Origin of the sequence: Terrabacter sp. Root85 (assembly GCF_001429185.1) — a bacterium.
GTDB lineage: Bacteria > Actinomycetota > Actinomycetes > Actinomycetales > Dermatophilaceae > Terrabacter.
Genome location: NZ_LMIW01000001.1, coordinates 624554 through 647226, shown reverse-complemented (window position 1 = coordinate 647226; position 22673 = coordinate 624554). Strand labels below are relative to the sequence as shown.

Annotated in this window: 22 protein-coding genes; 18 read left to right on the top strand and 4 right to left on the bottom strand. The window is 73.1% G+C overall.

Features of this window, described 5'->3' with window-relative positions; translation table 11 throughout:
- Entirely contained in the window at positions 1–597 is a 597-nt protein-coding gene (locus ASE25_RS03070; protein WP_056772135.1) for an HAD family hydrolase, read from the bottom strand.
- Positions 594–1253 carry a hypothetical protein gene (locus ASE25_RS03065; protein WP_056822632.1) on the bottom strand — a complete coding sequence of 220 codons (660 nt, stop codon included), beginning with the start codon at positions 1251–1253 and terminating at the stop codon, positions 594–596. Before ASE25_RS03065 ends, ASE25_RS03070 begins: the two co-directional genes overlap by 4 nt.
- Positions 1254–1373: 120 nt before the next feature.
- Here ASE25_RS03065 and ASE25_RS03060 point away from each other — a divergent pair, with 120 nt between their 5' ends.
- A complete protein-coding gene (locus ASE25_RS03060) occupies positions 1374–2084 on the top strand; it encodes an LppX_LprAFG lipoprotein (protein WP_056822630.1) in 711 nt (236 codons plus the stop codon).
- A gap of 7 nt (positions 2085–2091) precedes the next feature.
- A complete protein-coding gene (locus ASE25_RS03055) occupies positions 2092–3843 on the top strand; it encodes an MFS transporter (protein WP_056822629.1) in 1752 nt (583 codons plus the stop codon).
- A 98-nt stretch (positions 3844–3941) separates the two neighbouring features.
- Here ASE25_RS03055 and ASE25_RS03050 read toward each other — a convergent pair whose 3' ends face one another.
- Both ASE25_RS03050 and ASE25_RS03045 read right to left on the bottom strand, forming a co-directional pair.
- Positions 3942–4832: an alpha/beta fold hydrolase gene (locus ASE25_RS03050; protein ID WP_056822627.1), complete on the bottom strand. Its 891-nt coding sequence runs from the start codon at positions 4830–4832 to the stop codon at positions 3942–3944.
- Positions 4829–5653: an exodeoxyribonuclease III gene (locus tag ASE25_RS03045; RefSeq protein WP_056822624.1), complete on the bottom strand. Its 825-nt coding sequence runs from the start codon at positions 5651–5653 to the stop codon at positions 4829–4831. The genes ASE25_RS03050 and ASE25_RS03045 overlap by 4 nt, the downstream gene beginning before the upstream one ends.
- 52 nt (positions 5654–5705) lie before the next feature.
- Here ASE25_RS03045 and ASE25_RS03040 point away from each other — a divergent pair, with 52 nt between their 5' ends.
- The 16 genes from ASE25_RS03040 (at position 5706) to ASE25_RS23345 (ending at position 22665) form a co-directional block, all read left to right on the top strand.
- A complete protein-coding gene (locus ASE25_RS03040; RefSeq protein ID WP_056822622.1) occupies positions 5706–6482 on the top strand; it encodes an SDR family oxidoreductase in 777 nt (258 codons plus the stop codon).
- A 445-nt stretch (positions 6483–6927) separates the two neighbouring features.
- The gene (locus ASE25_RS03035) at positions 6928–7608 is read left to right on the top strand and encodes a sensor histidine kinase KdpD (RefSeq protein WP_056772116.1); all 681 of its coding nucleotides are present in this window, start codon (positions 6928–6930) and stop codon (positions 7606–7608) included.
- Positions 7605–8255: a response regulator transcription factor gene (locus ASE25_RS03030; RefSeq protein WP_156415433.1), complete on the top strand. Its 651-nt coding sequence runs from the start codon at positions 7605–7607 to the stop codon at positions 8253–8255. The genes ASE25_RS03035 and ASE25_RS03030 overlap by 4 nt, the downstream gene beginning before the upstream one ends.
- Before the next feature lie 85 nt (positions 8256–8340).
- Complete coding sequence (locus ASE25_RS03025) at positions 8341–9048, top strand: DNA-binding response regulator (protein ID WP_082622654.1); 708 nt, start codon at positions 8341–8343, stop codon at positions 9046–9048.
- Positions 9049–9203: 155 nt separating this feature from the next.
- Positions 9204–10328, top strand: coding sequence for a DegT/DnrJ/EryC1/StrS aminotransferase family protein (locus tag ASE25_RS03020; RefSeq protein ID WP_235508515.1), 1125 nt, complete (start codon positions 9204–9206; stop codon positions 10326–10328).
- A complete protein-coding gene (locus tag ASE25_RS03015; RefSeq protein WP_235508514.1) occupies positions 10325–11818 on the top strand; it encodes a polysaccharide biosynthesis protein in 1494 nt (497 codons plus the stop codon). Before ASE25_RS03020 ends, ASE25_RS03015 begins: the two co-directional genes overlap by 4 nt.
- 34 nt (positions 11819–11852) lie before the next feature.
- Entirely contained in the window at positions 11853–13316 is a 1464-nt protein-coding gene (locus tag ASE25_RS03010) for an RtcB family protein (RefSeq protein WP_056772103.1), read from the top strand.
- 28 nt (positions 13317–13344) lie between these two features.
- Positions 13345–14697: a hypothetical protein gene (locus ASE25_RS03005; RefSeq protein ID WP_056822610.1), complete on the top strand. Its 1353-nt coding sequence runs from the start codon at positions 13345–13347 to the stop codon at positions 14695–14697.
- On the top strand, positions 14694–15752 hold the full coding sequence (locus ASE25_RS03000) for a hypothetical protein (protein WP_157623298.1): 1059 nt from the start codon (positions 14694–14696) through the stop codon (positions 15750–15752). Before ASE25_RS03005 ends, ASE25_RS03000 begins: the two co-directional genes overlap by 4 nt.
- Positions 15749–16924, top strand: coding sequence for a glycosyltransferase (locus tag ASE25_RS02995; RefSeq protein WP_056772095.1), 1176 nt, complete (start codon positions 15749–15751; stop codon positions 16922–16924). Before ASE25_RS03000 ends, ASE25_RS02995 begins: the two co-directional genes overlap by 4 nt.
- A complete protein-coding gene (locus ASE25_RS02990; protein WP_157623297.1) occupies positions 16921–17343 on the top strand; it encodes a hypothetical protein in 423 nt (140 codons plus the stop codon). Before ASE25_RS02995 ends, ASE25_RS02990 begins: the two co-directional genes overlap by 4 nt.
- Positions 17340–18341 (top strand): phosphotransferase family protein, encoded by a 1002-nt coding sequence (locus ASE25_RS02985; RefSeq protein WP_056822603.1) that lies wholly within the window; start codon positions 17340–17342, stop codon positions 18339–18341. The genes ASE25_RS02990 and ASE25_RS02985 overlap by 4 nt, the downstream gene beginning before the upstream one ends.
- The gene (locus ASE25_RS02980) at positions 18338–19729 is read left to right on the top strand and encodes an O-antigen ligase (protein WP_056822601.1); all 1392 of its coding nucleotides are present in this window, start codon (positions 18338–18340) and stop codon (positions 19727–19729) included. Before ASE25_RS02985 ends, ASE25_RS02980 begins: the two co-directional genes overlap by 4 nt.
- A 1-nt stretch (position 19730) precedes the next feature.
- Positions 19731–21017, top strand: coding sequence for a lipopolysaccharide biosynthesis protein (locus ASE25_RS02975; protein ID WP_056772078.1), 1287 nt, complete (start codon positions 19731–19733; stop codon positions 21015–21017).
- On the top strand, positions 21014–22024 hold the full coding sequence (locus tag ASE25_RS23350; RefSeq protein ID WP_162260582.1) for a hypothetical protein: 1011 nt from the start codon (positions 21014–21016) through the stop codon (positions 22022–22024). Before ASE25_RS02975 ends, ASE25_RS23350 begins: the two co-directional genes overlap by 4 nt.
- A complete protein-coding gene (locus ASE25_RS23345; protein ID WP_369793463.1) occupies positions 22021–22665 on the top strand; it encodes a sugar transferase in 645 nt (214 codons plus the stop codon). Before ASE25_RS23350 ends, ASE25_RS23345 begins: the two co-directional genes overlap by 4 nt.
- Positions 22666–22673: the final 8 nt, after the last annotated feature.

Sequence of the window (22673 nt, the reverse complement as noted above, 5' to 3'; positions counted from 1 at the left end):
TCAGCGAGTGAAGAGCTCTGCGTCCCAACCGAACTCACGGGCGGCCTCGACGTTGTCCTCGCGGTCGTCGGTGAACCAGACCTCGGCGCGGGCCACCCCGCGCCCGAGGTCGGCCTCGATGGCGCGGTGAGCGGCGGCATACGCCATCGGGTCGGGCTTGGCCACGCCGAAGTCGGCGGTGTTGAGCAGGCCGTCGAAGAGCCGGGTGATCCCGAGCAGCTCCATCTCCTGCGGCACCTGGTCGGTGCCGTTGGTGAAGACGTACGTGCGGTGGCCGTCCGCACGCAGCTGCTCGAGGCGCTCGACGGTCTCGTCGATGACCGTGCCGCGGTTCGCGTGCCACTGCGCCATGTGCTCGCGCACCCGCGCCGGCTCGGGGACGACCTCCTCGAGCGCGGCGCAGATGGCGGCATACCACTCGTCGAAGGTGCGCCGGCCCGTGATGGTCGGCAGGAGCAGCTCGCTGCGGAACGCCGTCGCCGAGACGTGCCCCGCGGGCAGCCCGAGCGCTGCCTCGATCGCGGGGTCGGCGTCGCCCGGGGCGAAGTCCCGGACGACGCCGTCGAGGTCGAAGACGTAGGCGGTGTGGTCCCTCACACCGTCGAGTCGCGCTGCTCGCGCTCGTCGGAGGAGCTGGTGTCAGCCGTGTCAGCCGTGTCAGTCGGGTCGAGCGCGTCGGTGCGGTCGGTGCGACGGCTGCCCCGCGTCTCGGCCGGGCGCTCGACGCTGCCGGCCGAACGCGGCTCGTCCGCCCACGACGCGGTGCCCTCGTTGACGCTCCCGTCGGCGCGGCCGGTCACGACGTCGGCGACCGACGGGCCCTCGCGCTCGCGCCACTCCGCCTCGCGGCGCGACAGCTCGGCCTCACGGGTGTCGAGGCCCTCGTGGCGGGCCGACAGCTCGCTCTCGCGGCGGCGCAGGTCCTCGTCCCGCAGGCCGGCCTCCTCGAAGCGGCGTTCGTGGTCGAGGCGTGCGGCCTCGGCGTTCTCCTCGAGCTCGGTGACGTGGGTCGCCTCCTTGTCCTCGCGGCGCAGGCGGGCACGGCGGCGGGCGGCGGCCGAGACCATGGCCCAGCCGAGCGCGAAGAGCAGGACCGCGGCGGCGCCGTAGACGACGAGCTCGAGCGGCGTCGCGTTGCGCGTGAAGCCGAAGGCCGTGACGGCGACCGTCCCGGCGGCGGCGTGGGTCGCCAGGTAGGAGACGACGCCGACTCCGGCGCCGACGAGCAGCAGGATCACTCCGAGCAGGGCCATGGGTTCGTGCTCCTTCGTCTGGTGGCAGGGTTGTCCCGCCGTGATCGTCCCCGACCCTAGCCATACCCACATTGCCGTGGCGGACCGAGGGGAGGAGCCTCCTCGGTTAGCCTGACCCCCATGCGCATCACGGGAACGCTCGCCGCCGCTGCCCTCTCGGCGCTCTGCGTCGTCGGGGTGGCCTCCTGCTCGAGCAGCCCGGACGGGTCGACGCCGAGCGCGTCGCAGCTCTCGCCGGCCCAGCAGCTCGCGGCCGCCAAGGCCACGGTCGACGCCGCACCGTCCGTGCACCTGGGGCTCGCGAGCAGCAACGTCCCGCAGGGTGCGAGCGGTGTCGTGTCGGCGGACGGCTGGGGCAAGCACCCACCGGCCTTCAAGGGCACCTTCAAGGTGACGCTCAACGGTATCCAGGCCGACGCCGAGATCACCTCGCTCGACGGCGAAGTCTACGCCAAGCTGCCGCTCGTCCCGGGCACCAACAAGATCGACCCCAAGACCTTCGGCCTTCCCGACCCGGCCGTCCTCTTCTCACCCGACAAGGGGCTGACGACGCTCCTCACCGCGACGACCTCCCCGGTCGCGGGCGAGAAGGTGCGCCAGGGCTCCGAGGTGCTGACGACGATCAAGGGCACCGTGCCCGGCAAGGCCGTCACCGACCTCTTCCTCATCGGCGACCCCAACGGCACGTTCCAGGCGACCTACGGCCTCACGGACTCCCAGGAGCTGCGCCAGGTCGTCATCACGGGCCCGTTCTTCGGCGCCGGCACGACGTCGACCTACACCCTGACGCTCGACCAGTACGGCCAGCCCGTCACCATCACCAAGCCCTGACGCGCCGGTGACGACACCACACCCGTCCGGGGCCGCTGCCGGCACGCATCGCCTCGCGCTGCTCTCGGCCGCGTCCGCCGCGGTCGCGCTGGCCGCCGCCGACACGTACGTCGTCGTCCTCGCGCTCACCGACATGATGGCCGGCGTCGGCATCGGCATCGACGCCCTCCAGCGGGCGACACCGATCATCTCCGGCTTCCTCCTCGGCTACATCGCGGTGCTGCCCCTCATCGGCCGGCTCTCCGACCTGCTCGACCGCCGGCGCATCCTGCTCGGGTGCCTCCTCGTCTTCGTCGCCGGCTCGGCCGTCACGGCGCTCGCCGTCGAGATGCCGGTGCTCGTGACCGGTCGGGTGCTCCAGGGCATCGGTGGCGGCGGTCTCGTCCCGGCCACCCTCGCCCTTGTCGCGGACCTCTGGCCGCCGCACCGTCGTGGGACGCCACTCGGGGTCGTCGGCGCCGTGCAGGAGCTCGGCTCGGTGCTCGGGCCGGTCCTCGGCGCGGTCGTGCTGGCGTGGTCCGGATGGCGGGCGATCTTCTGGCTCAACGTCGCCGCTGCCCTCGTGCTGTATGCCGTCATCCACCTCCTCGGTCCCCGCGCGGGCACGCAGGGGTCGGCTGACGTGCCGCGCCCCACGCCCTCCGGTAGCCGCCGCGTCCTGTCGGCGATCACGGCCGTGCTGCTCGTCGTCGGTCTCGCCGTGACCGGGCTCGCGCTCGCGGCTCCTGAGGCGCTCGTCACCGACGTGACCCTCGGCGCGCCCTTCGTGCCCTTCGCCGGCAGCTCGCGCGTGCTGACCCCGGTCGGTGTCGTCGGCCTCGCGCTGCTCGTCGTCGTCGCGGTGCTGACGGCGCCCCGGTGGTGGGCCGTCCTGCGGCGGGCCGACCTCGTGGGCGCACTGCTCGTGGCCGTCGCGCTCGGCAGCCTGGTGCTGACCTTCGCGTCCTCCGACCCGGAGAAGGAGGTCGTCGGCCCACTCGGCTACAGCCTGCTGCCCGTCGGCGCCGTCGCCCTCGTCGCCCTCGTGTGGTGGCACCGTCACGCGGCCGACCCGCTCATCCCTCGTGGCGTCGTCGGGGCCCGTGGCAGCCGCTCGCTCGTCGTCAGCCTCCTCGTCGGGGCGGCCCTCGTCTCGGTCGTCGTCGACGTGCCGCTCCTCGCGCGGCTCACCGACACCTACGACGAGACCGGTGCGGCGCTCGTCCTCGTCCGTTTCCTCCTCGCCGTGCCCGTCGGGGCCCTCGTCGGCGGCTGGTCGCTGCGCCGCCTCGGTGACGGTGCCGTCGCCGGCGCCGGGCTGCTCCTCGCCGGGGTCGGCCTCGTCGTCATGTCGCGCTGGACGCTCGCGTCGGTCGGCGACACCGTCCCGGCGACCGTCGTCCTGGTCGTCGTCGGCCTGGGCATGGGCCTCGCGCTCGCACCGGTCAACAACGCGGCGCTCGCAGACTCCCCGGCCGACGCGCACGGGGTCGCGAGCTCGCTCGTCGTCGTGGCCCGGATGGTCGGCATGGTCGTCGGGCTCGCGCTCCTCACGTCGATCGGGCTCAACCGCTACTTCGACGCGGTGCGCCGGCTGCCGGACCAGCTCGACACGGACGCGCTCATCGGGGCCGGCGTCGTGCAGGTGCAGACGGTCTTCCTCGGGGGCGCGATCGCCGCCCTGCTCGGGGCCGGCGTGGCGTTCACCCTGGGGGTGGGCCGCCGGACGAGCGCTGCCGAGCCTGCAGACGCCGACGCACCCCGCTTCGTCGCCCTCTGAGGCGACGCCGCTCGGACGTCCTGCCCGGGACTCAGACGGTGGCGGGCCCCGCTTCGTCGCCCTCTGAGGCGACGCCGCTCGGACGTCCTGCCCGGGACTCAGACGGTGGCGGGCCGGGCGCGCAGCTCGGCGAGCAGACCGCGTACCTCGTCGGCGACGACGTCGGTCGCCTCCCACGGCAGCATGTGGCCGGCGCGGGGGATGTCGACGAACGTCGCGTGCGGCAGGGCGACGCGCAGCGCGCGCGCCCGCGTCACCGGCATGAGCGGGTCCAGGCGGCCGGCGACGATGGCGACACGCACGCGTTCGAGGGCGGGGAAGCCGGCCCGCTGGTCGACGGTGAGCAGCGCACCGTAGAAGGCGGCGAACGTCGTCAGCTTCGTGGCGGCCACCTGCTCGCAGGCGGTCTCCACGTCCGCCGGGTCGGCGTCCTCGCCGAAGAGGCCGCGCACGAGGGCGCGGATCCTGGCGTTGCCGCCGGGGGGAAGGGGCAGGCCGCGGGCGGCCAGCCGCATGACGGCCGCCTCACCGGTGCGTTCGCCGAGGGCGACGTGGGAGGCCGCGGTCGCGACGAGGAGCGCCGCCCGCACGCGTGTGCCGAAGAGGTCGGGCCGCTGCTCGGCGAGCGCCATGACGGTCATGCCGCCCATCGAGTGTCCGGCGAGCAGCACCGGGGAGGCGGGCGGCACGACACTGCGCAGCACGACCTCGAGGTCGCGTCCCGTGTGCCCGACCGACATCGACGCGATCTCGGCCCGACGCAGCCCGAGCGTCGAGCGTCCGTGCCCCCGCTGGTCCCACAGCACGACCCGGATCGGCTCGTCGGCGAGCTGCTCGACGACCGGCATCCAGTTCTCGTGGTCGACGGCCCACCCGTGGGCAAGGACGAGCGTCGGCGCGTCCGACGGCAGCTCCGGGTCGACGTGGGTGTGCACCGACAGGATGGCGCCGTCCGGCGTGACGATGCCGCGGCGGTCGTGGCGCCTCACGCGTCGGACCCCGTCGTCCCGACGGGCTCGGCGTTGCCGACCTGGAAGACGACGGGCGCGTGGTCGGAGGCACCCTTGCCCTTGCGCTCCTCGCGGTCGATGGCGGCACCGACGACGCGGTCGGCGAGGGCGGGGGAGCACAGCGCGAAGTCGATGCGCATGCCCTGCCGCTTCTGGAAGCGCAGCTGCGTGTAGTCCCAGTAGGTGAAGGTGCCGGGCTCGCTCGTGTGCGGGCGCACGACGTCGCTGAAGCCGGCGTCGACGACGCCCTGGAAGGCGGCGCGCTCACCGGGCGAGGTGTGGGTCTTGTCCTCGTAGTACGGGACGCTCCACACGTCGGCGTCGGTCGGCGCGATGTTCCAGTCGCCGAGCAGGGCGATCTGCGCCCCGGGGTCGTCGGCCAGCCATCCGCGACCGGCAGCCGCCAGCGCCTCGAGCCAGCCCAGCTTGTACGCGAGGTGCGGGTCGTCGAGCGAGCGGCCGTTCGGGACGTAGAGGGACCACACGCGTACGCCGTCGCACAGCGCGCTGATGGCGCGCGCCTCGGGCGCGACCGGGTCGCCCCAGCCCGGCATCCCGTCGAACCCGACCTGCACGTCCTCGAGACCGACGCGCGAGACGACGGCGACGCCGTTCCACTGGCTCAGCCCGTGGTGGGCGACCTCGTAGCCGAGAGCCTCGAACCGCTCGAGCGGGAACTGGTCGGCGCGCGCCTTGGTCTCCTGGATCGCGAGCACGTCGACGTCGCTGCGCTCGAGCCAGGCGGCGACGCGGTCGACGCGGGATCGGATGGAGTTGACGTTCCAGGTGGCGATGCGCACAGTCGGCCACCCTAGACCGCCGCGCCGACGGCCGATCCCTAGGGTGAGCCACATGACTGCACCGCGCACGACGCGACCCACGGCCCTCGTCACCGGCGCGAGCGCCGGCATCGGACACGAGTTCGCGCGGCAGCTCGCCGCCCGCCAGCACGACCTGGTCCTCGTCGCGCGCGACCGTGAGCGCCTCGACGCCGTCGCCGCCGAGCTGACGAGCAGGTACGCCGTCACGGCCGAGGTGCTCGTCGCCGACCTCTCGGACCGGTCGGCCCTGCAGACGGTCGCCGACCGCGTCGCCGACCCCGAGCGTCCCGTCGACGTGCTCGTCAACAATGCCGGCTACGGCCAGCGCCGCAGCTTCCTGCGCAACGACGTCGCCGTCGAGGAGGCCGCCTTCGACGTGCTGACGCGGGCGGTGCTCGTCCTCTCGCACGCGGCCGGTGTCGCGATGCGCGAGCGCGGCCGGGGCCGCATCGTCAACGTCTCGTCGGTGGCCGGCTTCATCGCCTCCGGGTCCTACTCCGCAGCCAAGGCGTGGGTCACGACCTTCAGCGAGGGGCTCGCGAGCGAGCTCGCCGGTTCGGGGGTCACGGTGACGGCCCTGTGCCCCGGCTTCACCAACACCGAGTTCCAGCAGCGCGCGGGGATCAGCAAGCCGGGCCCCGACTTCATGTGGCTCGACCCGACGCGGCTCGTCTCCGACTGCCTCGACGACGTCGACAAGGGCCGGGTCGTCTCGGTCCCTGGCCTGCAGTACAAGGCGATCGTCGGGCTGCTCCGCGTCGTGCCTCGGTCGGTCGTGCGCCGCCGGGCGCGTCTCGTCCGCCGCTGAGCCGAGGATCTCCTCGTCGGCGTTCTTGCGCCTGCGAACGGGAGAGTTGTGTCGGATGTCCAGTTCGTGCAAGGGAACTCGGCGATCCTCGCTCGATCGTGCTCAGTCGCCGTCACCCGGTGTTACCGTGAAACGGCAGGAGGTCGCCGACTCCTCACCACTAGGTCCACGACCGGCGGAGGGCCGGGAGTGGGCCTTGGCTCCTACAGTTCTGGACCTGAGTGATGACAGTGAGACGGCAGCCTTCCGACCTGGGGGGTCGGATGTGCGTCGGGTGCTGGGGCGCCCGGCGGCTGCCGCCGCGTCGGTCAGATCCCGTCACGTCACCCGTTGGGATGGGTGATGATCCGTCGCCGGACGCGACGGTGCTCTGCCGTGTCACCGCCTGACCCGGGCCGAGCGGGGTTCTCGGCCTGAGTACACAAGACAAGTCCGGGGGGACCGCATGTCGAACCGAAAGTCGGACTACATCCGTCGTGAGGCGCAGCCTCGTCGCGACGTACTCATCGAGGGTGGTCACCGGGCGCCGCGTCGTCCGGGTGGCGATGACGCGATGCGCGCGCTGTGCCACGACCTCATCCAGCCGTTGGCCACGATCAGCCTGCTCGCCGACCCGCAGGTCCTCGACAGCAAGGAGCGCCTGAGCCGGATCCAGCACGAGGTCGCCTGGCTCACCGAGCTCGTGGGATCCGTCCTGGGGGACGCACCCGGAGACGACCCGGGACTGCTCGACCTGAGGGACGTCGCGACGTACGCGGTGTCGTGCTGTGCCCTCGTCACGTCGTCCACGGTCACGATCGAGGCGGAGGGGCCCGTGCCCGTGCTCGCGTCGCGCATCTCGCTCGTCCGCGCGTTGATCTGCTTGCTGGACAACGCTGCTCGGGCCGCAGGAACGGACGGGCACGTGGCGGTCGCCGTCGGTGCGAACGCCCCGTGGGCCGTGCTGACCGTCGTCGACGACGGGCCGGGGCTGGGGCGCCTCGTGCCCCAGCACTCCATCGGTCTCGTGACGGTGGCAGCTGTCCTCGAGGAGTGTCGTGGACGGCTCCGGCTCGAGAACGGTGTCCACGGGGGCGCTGTCGCGACGGTCGAGCTGCCACTCCTGCCGTGGGCCGAGGCGCGATGAGGATCGTGGTCTGCGACGACCATCGCCTCCTGCTCGAGGCTCTCGGCGCCTCCCTCGAGGCCCGCGGCCACGACGTCGTGGCGCTGACCCTGGCGCCCGACGCCGCCGTCGCCGCGGTCGCCGAGTACGCACCCGACGTGTGCCTCATCGACCTGCACTTCCCGGACGGGACGAGCCTCGAGGCGGTGCGCGTCCTGACGGCACGCCATCCGGGCACCAAGGTCGTCGTCCTCTCGGCGACGGCCGACCCCCAGGCGGTCGTCGGGGCCCTCTCCGTCGGTGCTGCCGGCTTCCTCTGCAAGGCGATGTCCCTCGATGCGATCTGCCTCATGCTCGACCGGGCCGTCGAGGGGCAGGTCGCCGTGGAGGCGACGCTGCTGCAGCGCGCCTTCCTGCCTCCGTCCGCCCACGACCCGCTCTGGGCCCTCCGCTTCCTGACCGACCGGGAGTGGGACGTGCTGTGGTGCATCACGAGGGGACTGGCGACGCAGCAGATCGCCCACCGGCTCGGCGTACAGAACAGCACGGCGCGCACGCACGTGCAGAACCTGCTCACCAAGCTCGGGGTCCACTCCCGGCTCGAGGCTGCAGCGCTGCTCGCCGACCACGGGAGCGCGGCGATCTGGCCGGCGCGACTGCGCGCCTGAGGACGACACGGTCGGCCATGTGACGTAGCCGGAGGTCGTCCAGACGGCGGGTGCGCGAGGCACCGTCCCGAACGATGCTGTGTCGATGGCGCCCCAACCTGTTCGGGTTGCGGTCTTCGCCCGACAGCAGCTGGTACTGGAGGCGTTGGCGGAGGCCCTCGAGACGCGACCCGGCATGCGGGTGGTGGGCCGCACGAGCACGTCGGCGGGTCTGCCCCAGCTCCTCGGCTCGGGCCGGGTGGACGTGCTCGTCCTGCACGCGGTCACGCGCCAGGAGCTGTCGTCCGACCTCGTGCGCACTGCACTCGCACGCGATCACGACCTGGGGATCGTGCTCCTGACCGAGGCGGGCGCGGCCGACCTCGTGCGTGACGCCCTCGAGTCCGGCATCCGTGGATGGGTGTGCAGCGACGAGTCGCTCGACCGACTCGTGGCCGCCGTTCGCGAGGTCGGGGCGCACGAGGTGTTCATGCCGGTGTCCCGGATGACCGCCGTGCTGGCCCCACAGAGCGTCCCGACGACGTCGGACGCGTCGAACCGCCTTCTCCTGCGCCTGACTCCGCGTCAGCAGGACGTCCTGCGCTGCCTCATGGACGGGTGCTCGCGGGACGAGACGGGACGGCTGCTCGACATGTCGCCCAACACCGTCCGCACGCACGTGGGAGCCATCCTGCGGCGGCTCCAGGTCCACTCGACGCTCGCGGCCGTGGCGGAGGCCCGCCGCGGTGGGCTCCTCGGTCGGAGTGCCGAGGGAGCGTCTACCGCGAATGGCGTAGGCGGACTCGGGCGCTGAGCGGGTGTGGGGCTGCCGCCCTGTTCCTACCGTCGAGGGAGCGGGCACCACCCGCGCCCACGTTCGCAGTCTCTTCACGTCCAGGGGTAGCCATGACGGTCCACACATCCGCACCACGAGTGGCCGCGGCTCGCTCGATTCCCTTCGCGCGCACGGTGATCGGTCCCGATGCCCGCTCCGCCGTCGCCCAGGTCCTCGAGTCGGGGTGGGTGACGACGGGGCAGCAGGTCGCCGACTTCGAGCGAGAGTTCGCCGACCACGTCGGTGCCGCCCGGGGCGTCGCGGTCAGCTCATGCACCGCGGGACTGGAGCTCGCTCTGCGGGGCCTGGGTCTGGCCCGTGGGTCGCGCGTGCTGATGTCGACGAACACGTTCTGCGGCGCAGCCGGAGCCATCACCCATGCCGGCCTCGTGCCGGTCCTCGTCGATGTCGACCCCTGGACGGCCGTCCCGGCCGAGGAGCACATCCGCGCTGCCGTGCGCGACGTCGGTGGCGTGTCGGCCATGGTCGTCATGCACCTCGGCGGCAACCCGGTCGACGTGGAGGCCGCCGCCGCGGCAGCCGGGATCGGACTCGACCACGTCATCGAGGACGCCGCGCACGCGCTCGGCACGTGCGTCGGGACGCGACCGGTCGGGTCGATCTCCCGCGCGACCTGCTTCAGCTTCTACGCCACGAAGAACCTGGCGATCGGGGAGGGCGGCATGGTGACGACCCTCGACGAGGACTTCGCCGAGGTCATGGCCCGCACCCGGCTGCACGGGATGTCCCGCGACGCCTGGCGCCGCTACTCGCCCGGGGCGAGCTGGCGCTACGACGTGGCCGACGACGGCCTCAAGGCGAACCTCACGGACGTCCAGGCAGCGATCGGTCGTGCGCAGCTGCGCCGGTTCGACACCGACCAGGCACGCCGTCGCGAGGTGGCGGCGCGCTACGACGCGCAGCTCAGCAGCCTCCCCTGGGTCAGCCTGCCGCCGCGCCCGGTCGAGGGCCGACACGCCTGGCACCTCTACGCGGTGCGGGTCCACTCAGGCTTCCCGGTCGCCCGCGACGAGCTCATCGACCGGCTCAACGACCAGGGCATCGGGACCTCGGTGCACTTCATCCCCCTGCACCGGCTGACGTGGCACGTCGAGCACTGCGTCGTGCCTGCCGGCGGGCTTCCCGGCGCCGACGCCGTCTTCGCCACCACCCTGTCGCTGCCCTTCGACCAGAACCTCACCGATGACGACGTCGACGAGGTCTGTGCGGCGCTCTGGCGGATCGGGGGCACGCGATGACGTCACAGCTGGTCACCCTGCCGGGGCTCGGCAGCGCCGGTCCGGGACTCAGCCTCCGGACCCTCATCGTCGGAGCCGGGGCAGCAGGCAAGGCTCTCGCGCGGGACCTGCAGCGAGTCGACGACTTCGGGCTGTGTCCCGTGGGCTTCCTCGACGACGACCCCGACAAGCGCCGGGTTCGCCACCTCCCCGTGCTCGGCCGGCTGGCCGACGTCCTGCGGGTCGCGACGGCCGAGCGGATCGACGTCGTCGTCCTCGCGATCCCGGGGCTTCCCGAGGCCGAGGTGACGAGGCTGGCCACCGCCGCCGCCCGCGTCGGGGCGAGTGTCCGCAGGCTGCCGTCCTTCGTGGCCCTGCTGCGACGCGACGTCGTGGGCACGGACATGTGCTCGCTCGACGTCGCCAACCTGATCGGCCGCTGCGAGCTCCACGTCGCGTCACCGGAGGTTGCCGAGATCATCACGGGCAGAACGGTGCTCGTGACCGGGGCCGGTGGCTCGATCGGCAGCGAGCTGTGCCGCCAGGTCAACGGCTTCGTGCCCCACCGCCTCGTCATGCTCGACCACGACGAGTCCAACCTCCACCGCCTCCAGCTCGAGCTGCGGGGAGAGGCGTTCCTCGAGTCGCACGACACCGTCGTGGCCGACATCCGCGACGCCGAACGCATGCGGCAGGTCATGGGGCAGTACAAGCCGCAGGTCGTCTTCCACGCGGCGGCGCTCAAGCACCTGCCGATGCTCGAGGAGCATCCGTGCGAGGGCGTGAAGTCGAACGTCCAGGGCACCGAGAACGTGCTGGTCGCCGCGGTCGAGGCGGGAGTCGAGCGCTTCGTCGCCATCTCCACCGACAAGGCCGCTGACCCGACCTCCGTCCTGGGAGCGACCAAGGCCCTGGCCGAGCAGGTGGTCAAGAAGCACGCGGGGGGCCGCACCGTGGTCTCGGCCGTACGCTTCGGCAACGTGCTCGGCAGCCGCGGCTCGCTCCTTCCCGTGCTCGTGGCCCAGATGGCGGCCGGACGGGACGTGACCGTGACGCATCCGGACGTCACGAGGTACTTCATGACGATCGAGGAGGCGGTCGGGCTCGTGCTCGAGGCCGCGCACCTGACGACCGGCTCGGAGACGTTCGTGCTCGACATGGGCTCACCCGTCCGGATCGTCGACCTCGTGGCCAACTTCGCACGGCAGCTCGGCGTCCGCGACGTCCACATCCGGTTCACCGGGCTCCGTCCCGGGGAGAAGCTCCACGAGTCGCTGTTCAGCGACGACGAGGAATGCCTCCCCACGAGTCATCCACGCATCTTCGGCGCGCAGGCCGTCCCCGTGCACGAGCACTTCGACGCCCTGATGCTCGCGCTCTACGACGCCGCCCGGCGGAACGCGGCGGACGACGTGCGCCGCGCCCTCGCTGCGGTGCTGCCGGTCTACCGCCCCGAACCCGGCGACGTGTTCGCCCTCCAGACGTCCGCCCCGTACCCGGACGACTACTGATGCAGCCCGCACCCCACGAGGACAGGTTCGCCCCATGAAGATCACCGTCATCGCCGGTCGCGCCGCGGAGCCGACGTCGGTCCGGCCGGCAGGCCACCACGAGGCACGCGTGTTCGACAGCGACCGCGTCCCGGCGGACCGAGACCTCGTCGCGTCGCTGAACTCCGCCACGCTCGGGATGGACCTCGTGGCGCCACCGGTCGTGCTTCCCGACTTCCACCACAAGTCGGCCATGGAGATGCCCTCGAGCATCGCCGTGGCGACGGCAGGGACGATCCGACCGACGCTGACGAGCTCCTCGGTCAACTGCGGCATGGCGCTCATCGCCCTGGGCTGCGACCGACCGAGCGATGCCGCCGTCAGCGACTTCTACCGCCGGGTGCGCGAGCGCTACCCCTATCCCACGACCAACCGGCGCGACCTGTCGTATCGGGACGTGGTCGCCGCCGCCACCGAGGGCGCCGGCTTCGCCGTCGAGCGGAACGGGGTCGACCCCGCCGAGCTCGAGCGGGTGGAGGAGAGCGGCCGGATCGACCTCGCGGCGTGGGGCGGCAGCGAGCGTCTCGTCGCCGAGGTCCCCGCGCTCACGTGGCAGCTGGCCCGGCTCCGCTTCGGCACCGTGGGTCCGACGAACCACTTCGTCGAGCTGCAGGTGGTCGAGGAGATCCTCGACCCGGTCGCCGCCCGGCAGCTCGGCGTCCACGAGGGCCAGGTGACGCTGCAGTACCACGCCGGCGGCGGCGTGCTGACGGGCGAGATCGGTCACCTGTTCGCCCGCCGGCGTGACACCGCCCGCGTCATGAGGGCGGCGATGGCGGTCCAGAAGCCGTTGTTCCACCTCGCCACGGCGCGATCCACCCAGCAGGTCCGCGAGCGGATGCGCCTCTTCTTCAGCTCGGCGTGCCCGCCGGTCGGTCTCGACTCGGACGAGGGGAAGCGGCTCATGCTCGCCAACGCGGCGGCGATGAACTACGGCTTCGCCTTCCGCATGGCGACCTACCAGGCACTCCGGCAGCTGGCGGCGGACGCCTTCGGCGGCGCCCCGGGCAGGCTCGTCGTCGACTCGCCCCACAACTCGATCTACGAGGAGGACGTCGCCGGCGAACGTGCCGTCGTGCACCGCCACAACTCGTGCCGCGCCTACCCGGCGCACCTCATGGTGCCCGGGACCACCTTCGCGCAGACGGGTCAGGCGGTCCTGCTGCCCGGGACGCACCGGACGTCGTCGTACCTCGCGGTCGCCGGCCCGTCCAGCGGCCAGAGCCTCCACTCCGCCTGCCACGGGGCGGGCACCGTCATCGACCAGTTCGCGACGAGCGGGGCCTCCCAGCCCGATCCCGCGGGGCGCTCCACGCTCCGGTTCCGCTACGACGACACCGCTCCGAGCGAGACGGCGCACCTCGACGACGCCGGCGTCAACGCGGCGATGTCGGTCCTGTCCTCGCACCGGATCATCCGCCCGGTGGCGCGGATGCGGCCGTTCGCCGTCCTGCACTGATTCCCGGACGTCTTGAGAGAGAGAAGACATGCGCATCGATGAAGCCTTCCGCCGCATGATCGGTGGTTACTGGTGGCTGATCGGGTTGCTGGTCCTGGTGGCGTCATTGGCGGCGGGCGTCTACGCCACCAACCAGGACCTGCAGTACCAGGCCTCGGCGCGGGTCCAGATGTCCGGTGGTCTCGCCAGCACCAATGTCCAGGCGGACGCTGCGACACAGTGGCTCCAGGGTGTGATCACGACCCCCAACACGGTGCGTCACGCCATGGCTGCAGCTGGGCTCGAGGGCGACCCGACTCCCTTCGCCACCCACTCGATCGTCGTGAACCGAGTGGGCGTCTCCACGGTCAACGACGTCCTCGTCACCACGGGCAACGCGGACCGTTCGGTCATCGTCGCGAACTCGCTCGTCCAGCAGGCTCTCAAGTACGCCAACACCGCTCACCAGAGCGACGCCGTGAAGATGACCGCTCTCGACCACCAGATCAGCCGCTTCACGAAGGAGCGAGACGGCCTGATCCACCAGCTGGCGGCGGCTGCCCCGGGCGCGGTACTCGAGCTGCAGGCGCGGATCGCGGCGGACGCGCCGACCCTCACGGACCTGCTGCGGCAGCGCTCCGACCTCGTCCTGGCGGCGTCGGAGCGATCGAGCATCGGCTTGCTCGATCCCGCGACGGCGTCCTCTGATCCGGTCGGCCCAAAGGTCGGCCAGCTCGTGGCTCTGGCGGGTCTGGCCGCGCTGATCCTCGCGCTGGGCCTCGTGGCGATCCTCGAGGCACTCCACCCCCGGGTCCGGGGCCGTCGGTGGGTGGCGGCCGAGCTGCACGCCCCGCTCCTCGGGCACCTGCCCACGCTCGACCTCGGGGGACCACGGGGTGCCCGCGCCCTGCGTGAGTTCGGCGGTGCTGCAGCCGTGCTCGCCGCCCGGTTCACCGGGCGGCCGTTGCTGCTGCTCCCGGTCGAGAGGAAGCACGACCGGTGGGCTGCGCGCGTCTGCGCCGAGCTCGAGGCGCTCACCGGCCTGCATGTCGACCACGCCCCCGACGCGACGGTCGCGCGGCCGGCCGAGGACGTCGGTCGCCCTGCCGACCCCGTCGTGATCGTGCTCAGCCCGACCGTCGAGGCGCAGCGCCGCCTCGAGGAGCTGGCCCGCACCGCCGCGGTGATGGACTGGCCCGTCGTCGGCGTGCTCACCTTCCGGCGCCGGTGGCTCATCGACCGGCAGACGCTCGCGGAGGGTGGCCGGGTCCACCGTCCCCCCATCACCCCCCTCACGGAGGTCACCCCCGAGATCCCGGTGGATCCGGCCGACGGCGTCCCCGAGCCACGTCGCGTCGACCACGGGGCCCTGAGCAGCCACAAGATGTGGAGGATGCCGTGAGCCGGCGCGCCAAGTCCTGCGGCCTGACCCTGGAGGTCCGGTCGGTGCCACGCGGCTGGTCGCAGGTCATCGACCGCGCCCTCGGCGACCCTCCTCGAGCGGAGGCGCCGCACCGGGCCGAGGTGCCGCAGCCGGGCCGGGACGCCGATGTCGTCGTGCAGCTGGAGTCCTCTCGCGAGCCGTTCGAGGTGCACGGCCTGACGCCGCTCACCCGCGGTGCCTTCGCAGACGGCCGTCGCGTCGTGCTCACCGACGCCTGCGCGAGCGGTCTGGACCTGCTCGTCGAGCCGTCGCCGAGGGCAGTCTCGGTGACGGCACGCTCCCGCCCGGGGCCCTCCCACCGCGCCCTGCGCCTCGTGGCTCCCGGGCGCACCGAGCTGCTCTGGCGTGCCGCGCTCCTGCAGTACCCGACCCTGTGGTGGGCCGGTGTCGGGGGAGCCGTTCCGCTGCACGTCTCGGCGGCGCAGGTCGCAGGTCTGGGCGTGCTCCTCGCCGGGCCGGGGGGCGTGGGCAAGTCGACGCTCGTCGCCGGCCTCGGGCCGGACCAGGGCGCGTCGGTCAGCGACAACCTCTGCACCTACGACGGGGCGATGATCTACGGGCTGCGTGAGCCCCGACGCGTCGACGCGGGCCCGGTCCGGGCCGGCCGTCGGTCGATGCCCCACGGCCGGGTGGAGCAGCCGTGGGACGGCACGCTGCCCGCCATGACGCCGTCCCTGCTCCTCGTGCTCCGACGTGGCTCCGGGGCGCGACCCTCGGTGAGGCCGGTCCCGCCGGTGGTCGCCGCGAGAGCCCTCGCCACGGGCACGTACGCCGCGGGCGAGCTGCGCCGGTACTGGGCCTTCGCCGCGACGCTGGCACTGGGCACCGGCCTCGGCCCGGCGCATCCGTCGATCGTGGGCGAGTCGGAGCGCCTCGCCCGGTCCCTCCACTGCGTCGAGGTCGTCCTCCCGGCACGTCCGGGGACGTCCCTCGTCGAGCTCGTCGACCGCGCCGAGCAGGCCGCGCGAGCCGGGCGAGCGACGAACCCGGGGATGACAGGAGCGCGGGCATGACGCAGCGTGTCGCGCACATCATCACCCGGTGCGTCGCCGGGGCCGGCGGGGTCGCCGTGCGCGGGGCGGTGAGCCTGCCCCGAGAGCTGTACGCGAGCACTCTCGTCGTCGGCTCGGGTGACGCTCTCCTCGACGTCGCCCGCTCGAGCGGCGTCGACGTGGTCGTCGTGCCGGAGCTCGTCTCACCGATCAACCCGGCCCAGGACGCCAGGGCCTTCCGGTCGATCTCGCGGCTGCTCAGGGCCGAGGGCTTCGACGTCGTGCACACCCACAGCGCCAAGGCGGGCGTCCTGGGACGCGTGGCGGCCTCGAGAGCAGGCGTGCCCCGCATCGTGCACACCTTGCACGGATTCCCTTGGCACGACTTCCAGTCCGCTGCCGTGCGGCACGCCTACATCCGTACCGAGCGCGAGCTCTCGCACGTCACGGACGCCTATCTCGCCATCGGCACCGGCGTCGCGGTCGAGGCGCTGCGGCGGAAGGTGGTCCGCCCCGAGCAGCTCGTCACGATCGGTCCGGCGGTCGAGCCCGCGTCGGTCACCGCGTCGCCGGCGTCACGCTTGCGCGCGCGGGCGCTGCTCGGGCTGCCCGCCGACGCGACGGTCGTCGGCACGGTCGGACGGATGGACTTCCAGAAGGCGCCGGAGGTCATGCTCGAGGCGTTGGCCCGGATGGCGACGCCGGCCGTGCTCGTCTGGGTCGGTGGCGGTCCCCTCCTGGAGGAGACCGCCCGTCGAGCGCAGGCGTCGGGCCTCGAACGTCGCGTGCTGCTGCTCGGTCACCGCACGGACGTGGCCGAGCTGCTGCCGGCGTTCGACGTCTTCGCCATGTCGAGCCGCTACGAGGGCTTGCCGTGCGCCATCGTCGAAGCCCAGGCGTGCGGCATACCCGTGGTCGCGACGTCGGTGAACGCGGTCTCCGACGTCGTGGTCCCCGGAGTGACCGGTCTGCTCGTGGCGCCCCAGGACCCGGACCAGCTGGCCCGGGCGCTCGACCACGCACTCACCCACCCGAGACAGGCCGCTGCCTGGGCGGAGCGGGCCAGGGCCCAGCTCGGCACCCGCTACGACGCGAGCACCCTGGGCGCGACCCTGCAGGAGGTCTACACCGGCGACCCCGAGGTCCGCCGGCCGCTGCTGACGTCGGTGCCCGGGTGGGGGAGGGCGTCGTGAGCGCCCTCGAGGCCGCGCTGGCCCTGCTCGTGCCGGGTGGCACGCCGGTGGTCGAGGTCCGCGGCTCCCGACGGGGCTCGGCGGCGGCGATCGCGGGAGTGTCGTCGGCGAAGCGGCTCGTCCTCCTCGACGGGCGGCGGCTCAGCGCCAGGCGCCTGACACGTCTCGCACGGGACGCCGGCCTCGTCGTCGACCGTGAGCTCGTCGTGCTGCCGGGCCTGAGGACGGCAGCCTTCGTCGTCGAGGACTCGGTCGAGAGCCTGACGTGGTTCTGGAACGCCTTCGCGACCGTCCCCCCGGGGCGGTCCCGCGGATCCCTGCTCATCACGGCCACGACGTGCCTCGGCCGGAACCGCCACCTCGTCCGCTGGGTCGGTCCGCTCGTGGCCGGGCGCATGGTCATCGTCCACCGACCATGACCACGTCGACGAGGCAGACGGCGTTCCCCGACCTCGGGGCCGTCGAGGACGTCCTGCGGCGGCACCTGGACGACCGGACGGTCCGGCTCGCGGTCGTGGCCATGTCGCGGGACGACCATCCCAAGGCGGTCGTCATGGCGACACCCTCCGGTGCGACGACGCCGGTCCTCGCGGTGAAGGTGGCCCTGACCGGTGGGGCCGCCCGGTCGGTCCGTGCCGAGGCCGCCGCACTCGATCAGCTGGGGCAGCTCGACCCCGGTCTCGTCGGCGGGACGGTCCCCCGCCTGCTCGCCCTGCACGAGACCGTGGCCGGCACGTTCCTCGTCACGACGGTCTCGTCGGGTCGTCCGTTCTCGGTCGACTACCACCGCTGGCACCACACGGGCCGTCGCCGTGACGTGCGGGCCGACTTCGACGCGGCGGCCGGGTGGCTCTCCCAGCTGCACGGCCTCACGGTCCCGCCGCAGCCGGAGGTCGACGGCGCCGCTGCGCTCGAGAGCCGCTGGCCGGACGAGGCCGGGATGGCGGCGGCGCAGGCGTGCCGGCGCGCCAGGGCTCGGGTGGGCGACCTCGACACGGGTCACGTCACCCACGGCGACTTCTGGTGCGGCAACCTCCTGCGGACGGGTCGTCGGGTCACCGGCGTCGTCGACTGGGAGCACGCTCGCTTCGGTGGATCCCCACTGTGGGACCGCGTGCGTTTCGCCCTCGCCTACACGCTCTACCTCGACCGGCACACCCCGAGCGGTGCCCGGGTCCACGGGCACGCGGGCCTCCGCGCGGGTGCATGGGGTGACCCCGTGCGGCATCTGCTGAGGGGCGAGGGGTGGTATGCCGCCGGTGTGGCCGACTTCATCGCGCCCGCGCTCGGGCGCGACCCGAGCACCACGGCCTGGCGGGACGCCGTGCTCGTGGGTCTCGGCGAGGTGGCGACGACGAGCGACTCACCGCCGTTCGCCCGCGCCCACGCGTCCCTCCTCGCGGAGGTGGGGTCGTGACGACGACGGCGGCCGCTGCGCCCACGACGACAGGACGGGCCGCTGCGTCCGCACCGCTGCCGGCGCGCCGGACCGTGGTGCCGGCGTCACGGTCCGTGCGCCTCCTCATCGCCGCAGCCATCGCGTGCATGCCGGTCCTCACGCCCACCGGTCCCGGCAACACCTCACCTGCGGACCTGCCCATCCTCCTCGCGATGGGTGGGGTGCTCCTCTGGCTGTCGAGCAACGGCGTACGCCTCCACGTGCCGTACGCCGCAGGCATGTGGCTCCTGGTCCTGGCCGGTGCCGTCGCCGCGCTCGCCAGCCGGGACCTCCTCTCGACGACGGTCCTCGGACAGGACCTGTTCCTCCTGCTCTGGGCCGCCACCATCGCCAACGCCGTGCGTGCCGACCACTCCCTCGTCCGACTCGTGTGCGTCACGTGGTGCTGGAGCGGGATCGTCAGCGCCGGCCTGCTGGTGGCCGGTCGCCTCGCCGGGATCCCGTGGCTCGCCGGCCAGACCACCCGGGACGGCTCGCGGTCCGCCCTGACCTTCGGCGACCCCAACCTCGCCGGCAACTACTTCGTCGCCTGCCTGTTCGTCGTCCTCGCCTCGCGACACCCGCGCCGCCGCCTCGCGCGCGCTGCGACCGTGCTCCTCCTCGTCGTCGCGACCGTCCTCACCGGGTCGAACGGCGCCATGCTCGGCATGCTGGTGGGCCTCGGCGTCGGGGTCGTCGTCGGGTCATGGCGGTCGCATGGTGCCATCGCCGCGACCGGGCTCGCGTGCGTCCTGGCGGCGGCCGCCGGGTTGGTCGTCACCTCGGTCGACTGGGGGTCGGTGCAGGCGAGCGCCGCCGCCGGTGGTCCGGTCCTGCACGACTCGTTCGGTCGGGGGGACTCGTCGAGCCAGGACCGGCAGGTCCTCTTCTCCGAAGGCGTCCGGCTCTTCTGGGACGGGACCCTGGTCGGTGTCGGTCCCGGGCGGACGAAGGAGGCCCTGGCGTCGATCCCTGCTCCCTACGTCAAGGAGGCGCACAACGACTACGTGGCGACGCTCGTCGAGCTCGGCCTCATCGGAGGCGTCGGCCTCGTCGTCCTGCTCGCGTCCGTGGCGGCACGGCTGGCGCGCGTCGCGGGACGCCGGGGACGTGGCGTGGCCGAGGGAGGTCGGGGACGCAGCGGCGACCCGGGGCCGGTGACGCGGCTCGTCCCGTCGCCGCACTTCCTCGCCGCCCTCGGCGCGGCGTTCCTCATGTCGGGCCTCTTCTACGAGGTGCTGCACTTCCGGCACCTGTGGGCGGTCCTGGGCCTCGTCGCCGGTCTCGACCTGATCCTCGCCGATGTGGCCGTGTCGCGGCGACCGGCTCCGGAGGTCCTGCCCGCCTCCGTTCCGGGGAGGCGATGACGTGTCGGTGCGTCTCAACCCGAGCCACGCCTCCCGTCGCCTCCGCATCCCGGGGCGGGCCGTCCTCGACAACCTCGGCGCCCGGCTCGTCGCCGTGGTCGCGCTCGGGATCGGCACGATCCTCGTCGCGCGGGTCGGAGGCGCCGAGGACGTCGGGGTCCTCGCCCTGCTGCGCGTCCTGCCGGGTCTGGTCGGCGTCCTCGCCGCCTGTGGTCTGCCGGGTGCGATGGGCTACTTCCTCGCCGGCCCCCACGCCGGGCACCCGCGGCTGTGGCCCACGATCCTCGTGCTGCTCGGCGCCGGCATGGGGATCGGCACCGCGGTGTGGCTGCTGCTCGTTCCCGTCATCCATGCGGTCCTGCTCCCGACGGCGAGCCCGCTGGTCATGCTCCTCGCCGGCGTCAGTGTCGCGACCCAGCTGCCGCTCGCCGTCGCCAAGTCGAGCCTCCAGGGGCTCGACGACCGGAAGGGGTCCAACGCGGTCACTGCCGGGGAGGAAGCAGCCTTCCTCCCCGCCTTCGGTGTCGCCTGGCTGCTCGGACTGCGCGGGCCCCTGCTGCTCGTCGTCGTGCTCATCGTCGCCGACGTCGTCGTCGCCGGGGCGGGGTGGGCCCGTCTCGTGCGCCAGGTGCACGGCCGGGGGATGCGGATGACCGGGCGTCCCGACCGCCCGCTCGGCCGCAGCATCGTGTCGTTCGGCCTGCTCGGTCAGGTCGGCGGCCTGGTCAACCTGCTCAACCTGCGCCTGGACTTCCTCGTCCTGGGCTCCATCGCCGGTCCGGCACCGCTGGGCGTGTATGCCGTGGCCTCGAAGTTCGCCGAGCTCGTCAGGCTGCCGTCGCTCGCGGTGACCTGGGTCAGCTATCCGCGGATCGCCCGCCTCGGGCCGGAGGCCTCCGCGACGGTCGTGCGTCGACAGCTGCCGTGGCTCGGTGGCGTGGGCATCGTCGGTGCCGTCGTGCTGGCGCTCGCCGCGGGACCCCTGCTGCCGGCCCTCTACGGTCAGGAGTTCGTCGCGTCCGTCGTGCCGGCCGCCATCATCGCCGTCGGCCTCTGCGCCTCACCCGCGGGGGGCCTGGCCGGCGGCTACCTGCTGGGGACCCGGCGTCCCGGCACCGGTTCGGTGCTGCAGGCCGTCGGCCTGCTCGCGACACTCGGACTCGACCTCGCCCTCATCCCGTCGTTCGGGGTGACCGGGGCAGCCGTGGCCAGCGCCGTCGCCTACCTCGTCACCGATGTCAGCACCGTGCTCGTCGTGCGACGGCTCACGGCAGGCACCCCGCGATGACCAGGCGCGTGCTGGCCTCGGTCGTCGCGGCGTCGGCCCTTCTCGCCGGCGGCTGCGGTGCGCCGGCCCCGAGCGCGACCCCACGGGCGGCGAGCGTCCTCGGCACCCAGACGCCGACGGACGGACGGTACGCCGAGCTCGTCGACGACCTCAGCGCGACGGGGACCGGCGTCTGGGTCGAGTCCGACGTCGTCAAGGCCTACCTCGCAGGACCGACCCGTTACCGCCAGGTTCTCGGCACCGCCCTCGCTCTCGCGCGCCGCCGAGGGGTGGCCGGCATCAAGGTCGCCGACGAGCTCGGCTACCACGACGGCACGACCCCGGAACAGGCGGCGGACATGCTGAGGCGCACCGTCGCCGACATCCACGCCTCCTCGCCCGGCACGAAGGTGCTCATCGACGTGGTCGTCCCCGAGCTGGGCTGCCTGTCGTGGACCGCCTCGTCCACGGCGGTCATGCGCATGTGCGGTGCCGGCTCCGCGAGCACGAGCCCCGGAGCGAGCCTCGCCGCGGTCGACGGCTACGCCGCCTCCGGGGTGGACGTCATCGACCTCAGCCCGGGTCTGCAGGACGATGCCTGGTACGCCTCCCAGGGCAGCTCCCGCGACGACGCGATGCAGCAGAGCTGGCGCGAGGCCGTACGCCGGTGGGGCACCCGGGTGACCCTCCAGGCGCGCAAGGCACTGGCTCACCCCGGGGCGTATCCCGGCGACGTCGCGCGCGCCGAGGCCGACGTGCACACCTACGTGGACATCCCCCTCGCCGAGGGGGCGAGAGCGGTCGACATCTGGACCTGGGCGCAGCACTACCGCGGCCAGCTCGTCACCCTCGTCGACCCGGGGGACGTCCCGAACGCGCTGACCAGGGCGCTGGAGCAGAGGCGGAAGAAGGGAGCGCGGCTGTGGACACACATGACGCCGTCGGCCTACGTGGTGGACCGGGGACACGACGTCCGCGCGGTGACGAGCCAGTTCGACGTCGTCTTCGTCGCGGCCGGGACCGGCTGAGCACGACGGAATCCACTCGGGTCAGCCGCGCTCGTCGGGCACTTGACGTCGTGGTCGCCGCGGTGGCCCTCGTGCTGAGCGCGCCGGTCGTCGTGGCGGCGGCGGTCGCGATCCGCACGACGAGCCCGGGGCCCGTGCTGTTCCGCCAGGAGCGGGTCGGCGCGGGCGGACGCCCCTTCACCATCCTCAAGCTGCGCACCATGACCTCGGGTGGCGAGGGTCTCGACATCACGATGGGGCGCGACCCTCGCGTCACGAGGGTCGGGGCCCTGCTCCGGCGCACCTCGCTCGACGAGCTGCCGCAGCTGCTCAACGTCCTTCGCGGCGAGATGACCCTCGTCGGCCCCAGGCCCGAGACGGTCGCGTTGGCGCGCCGCTACCCGTCCGGGTGCCGCTGGGTGCTCGAGGCCACACCGGGACTGACTGGACCGGCGCAGATCAGGATGCGCGACTCACGGGTGCTCGAGCCACCGCTCGCCGCGGTCTCCTCCGCGCCCGCCCCGGACCCCGAGACGTGGTACCTGGAGCACGTCGTCCCGCGCCGGGTGGACCTCGATGCCGGCTACCTCTGCGCTCCGTCGCTGTCGCGCACCGTGGCCTTGCTGCTCGAGACCGCGGTCTACCTGCTCCACCCCCAGTGAACCGCCGC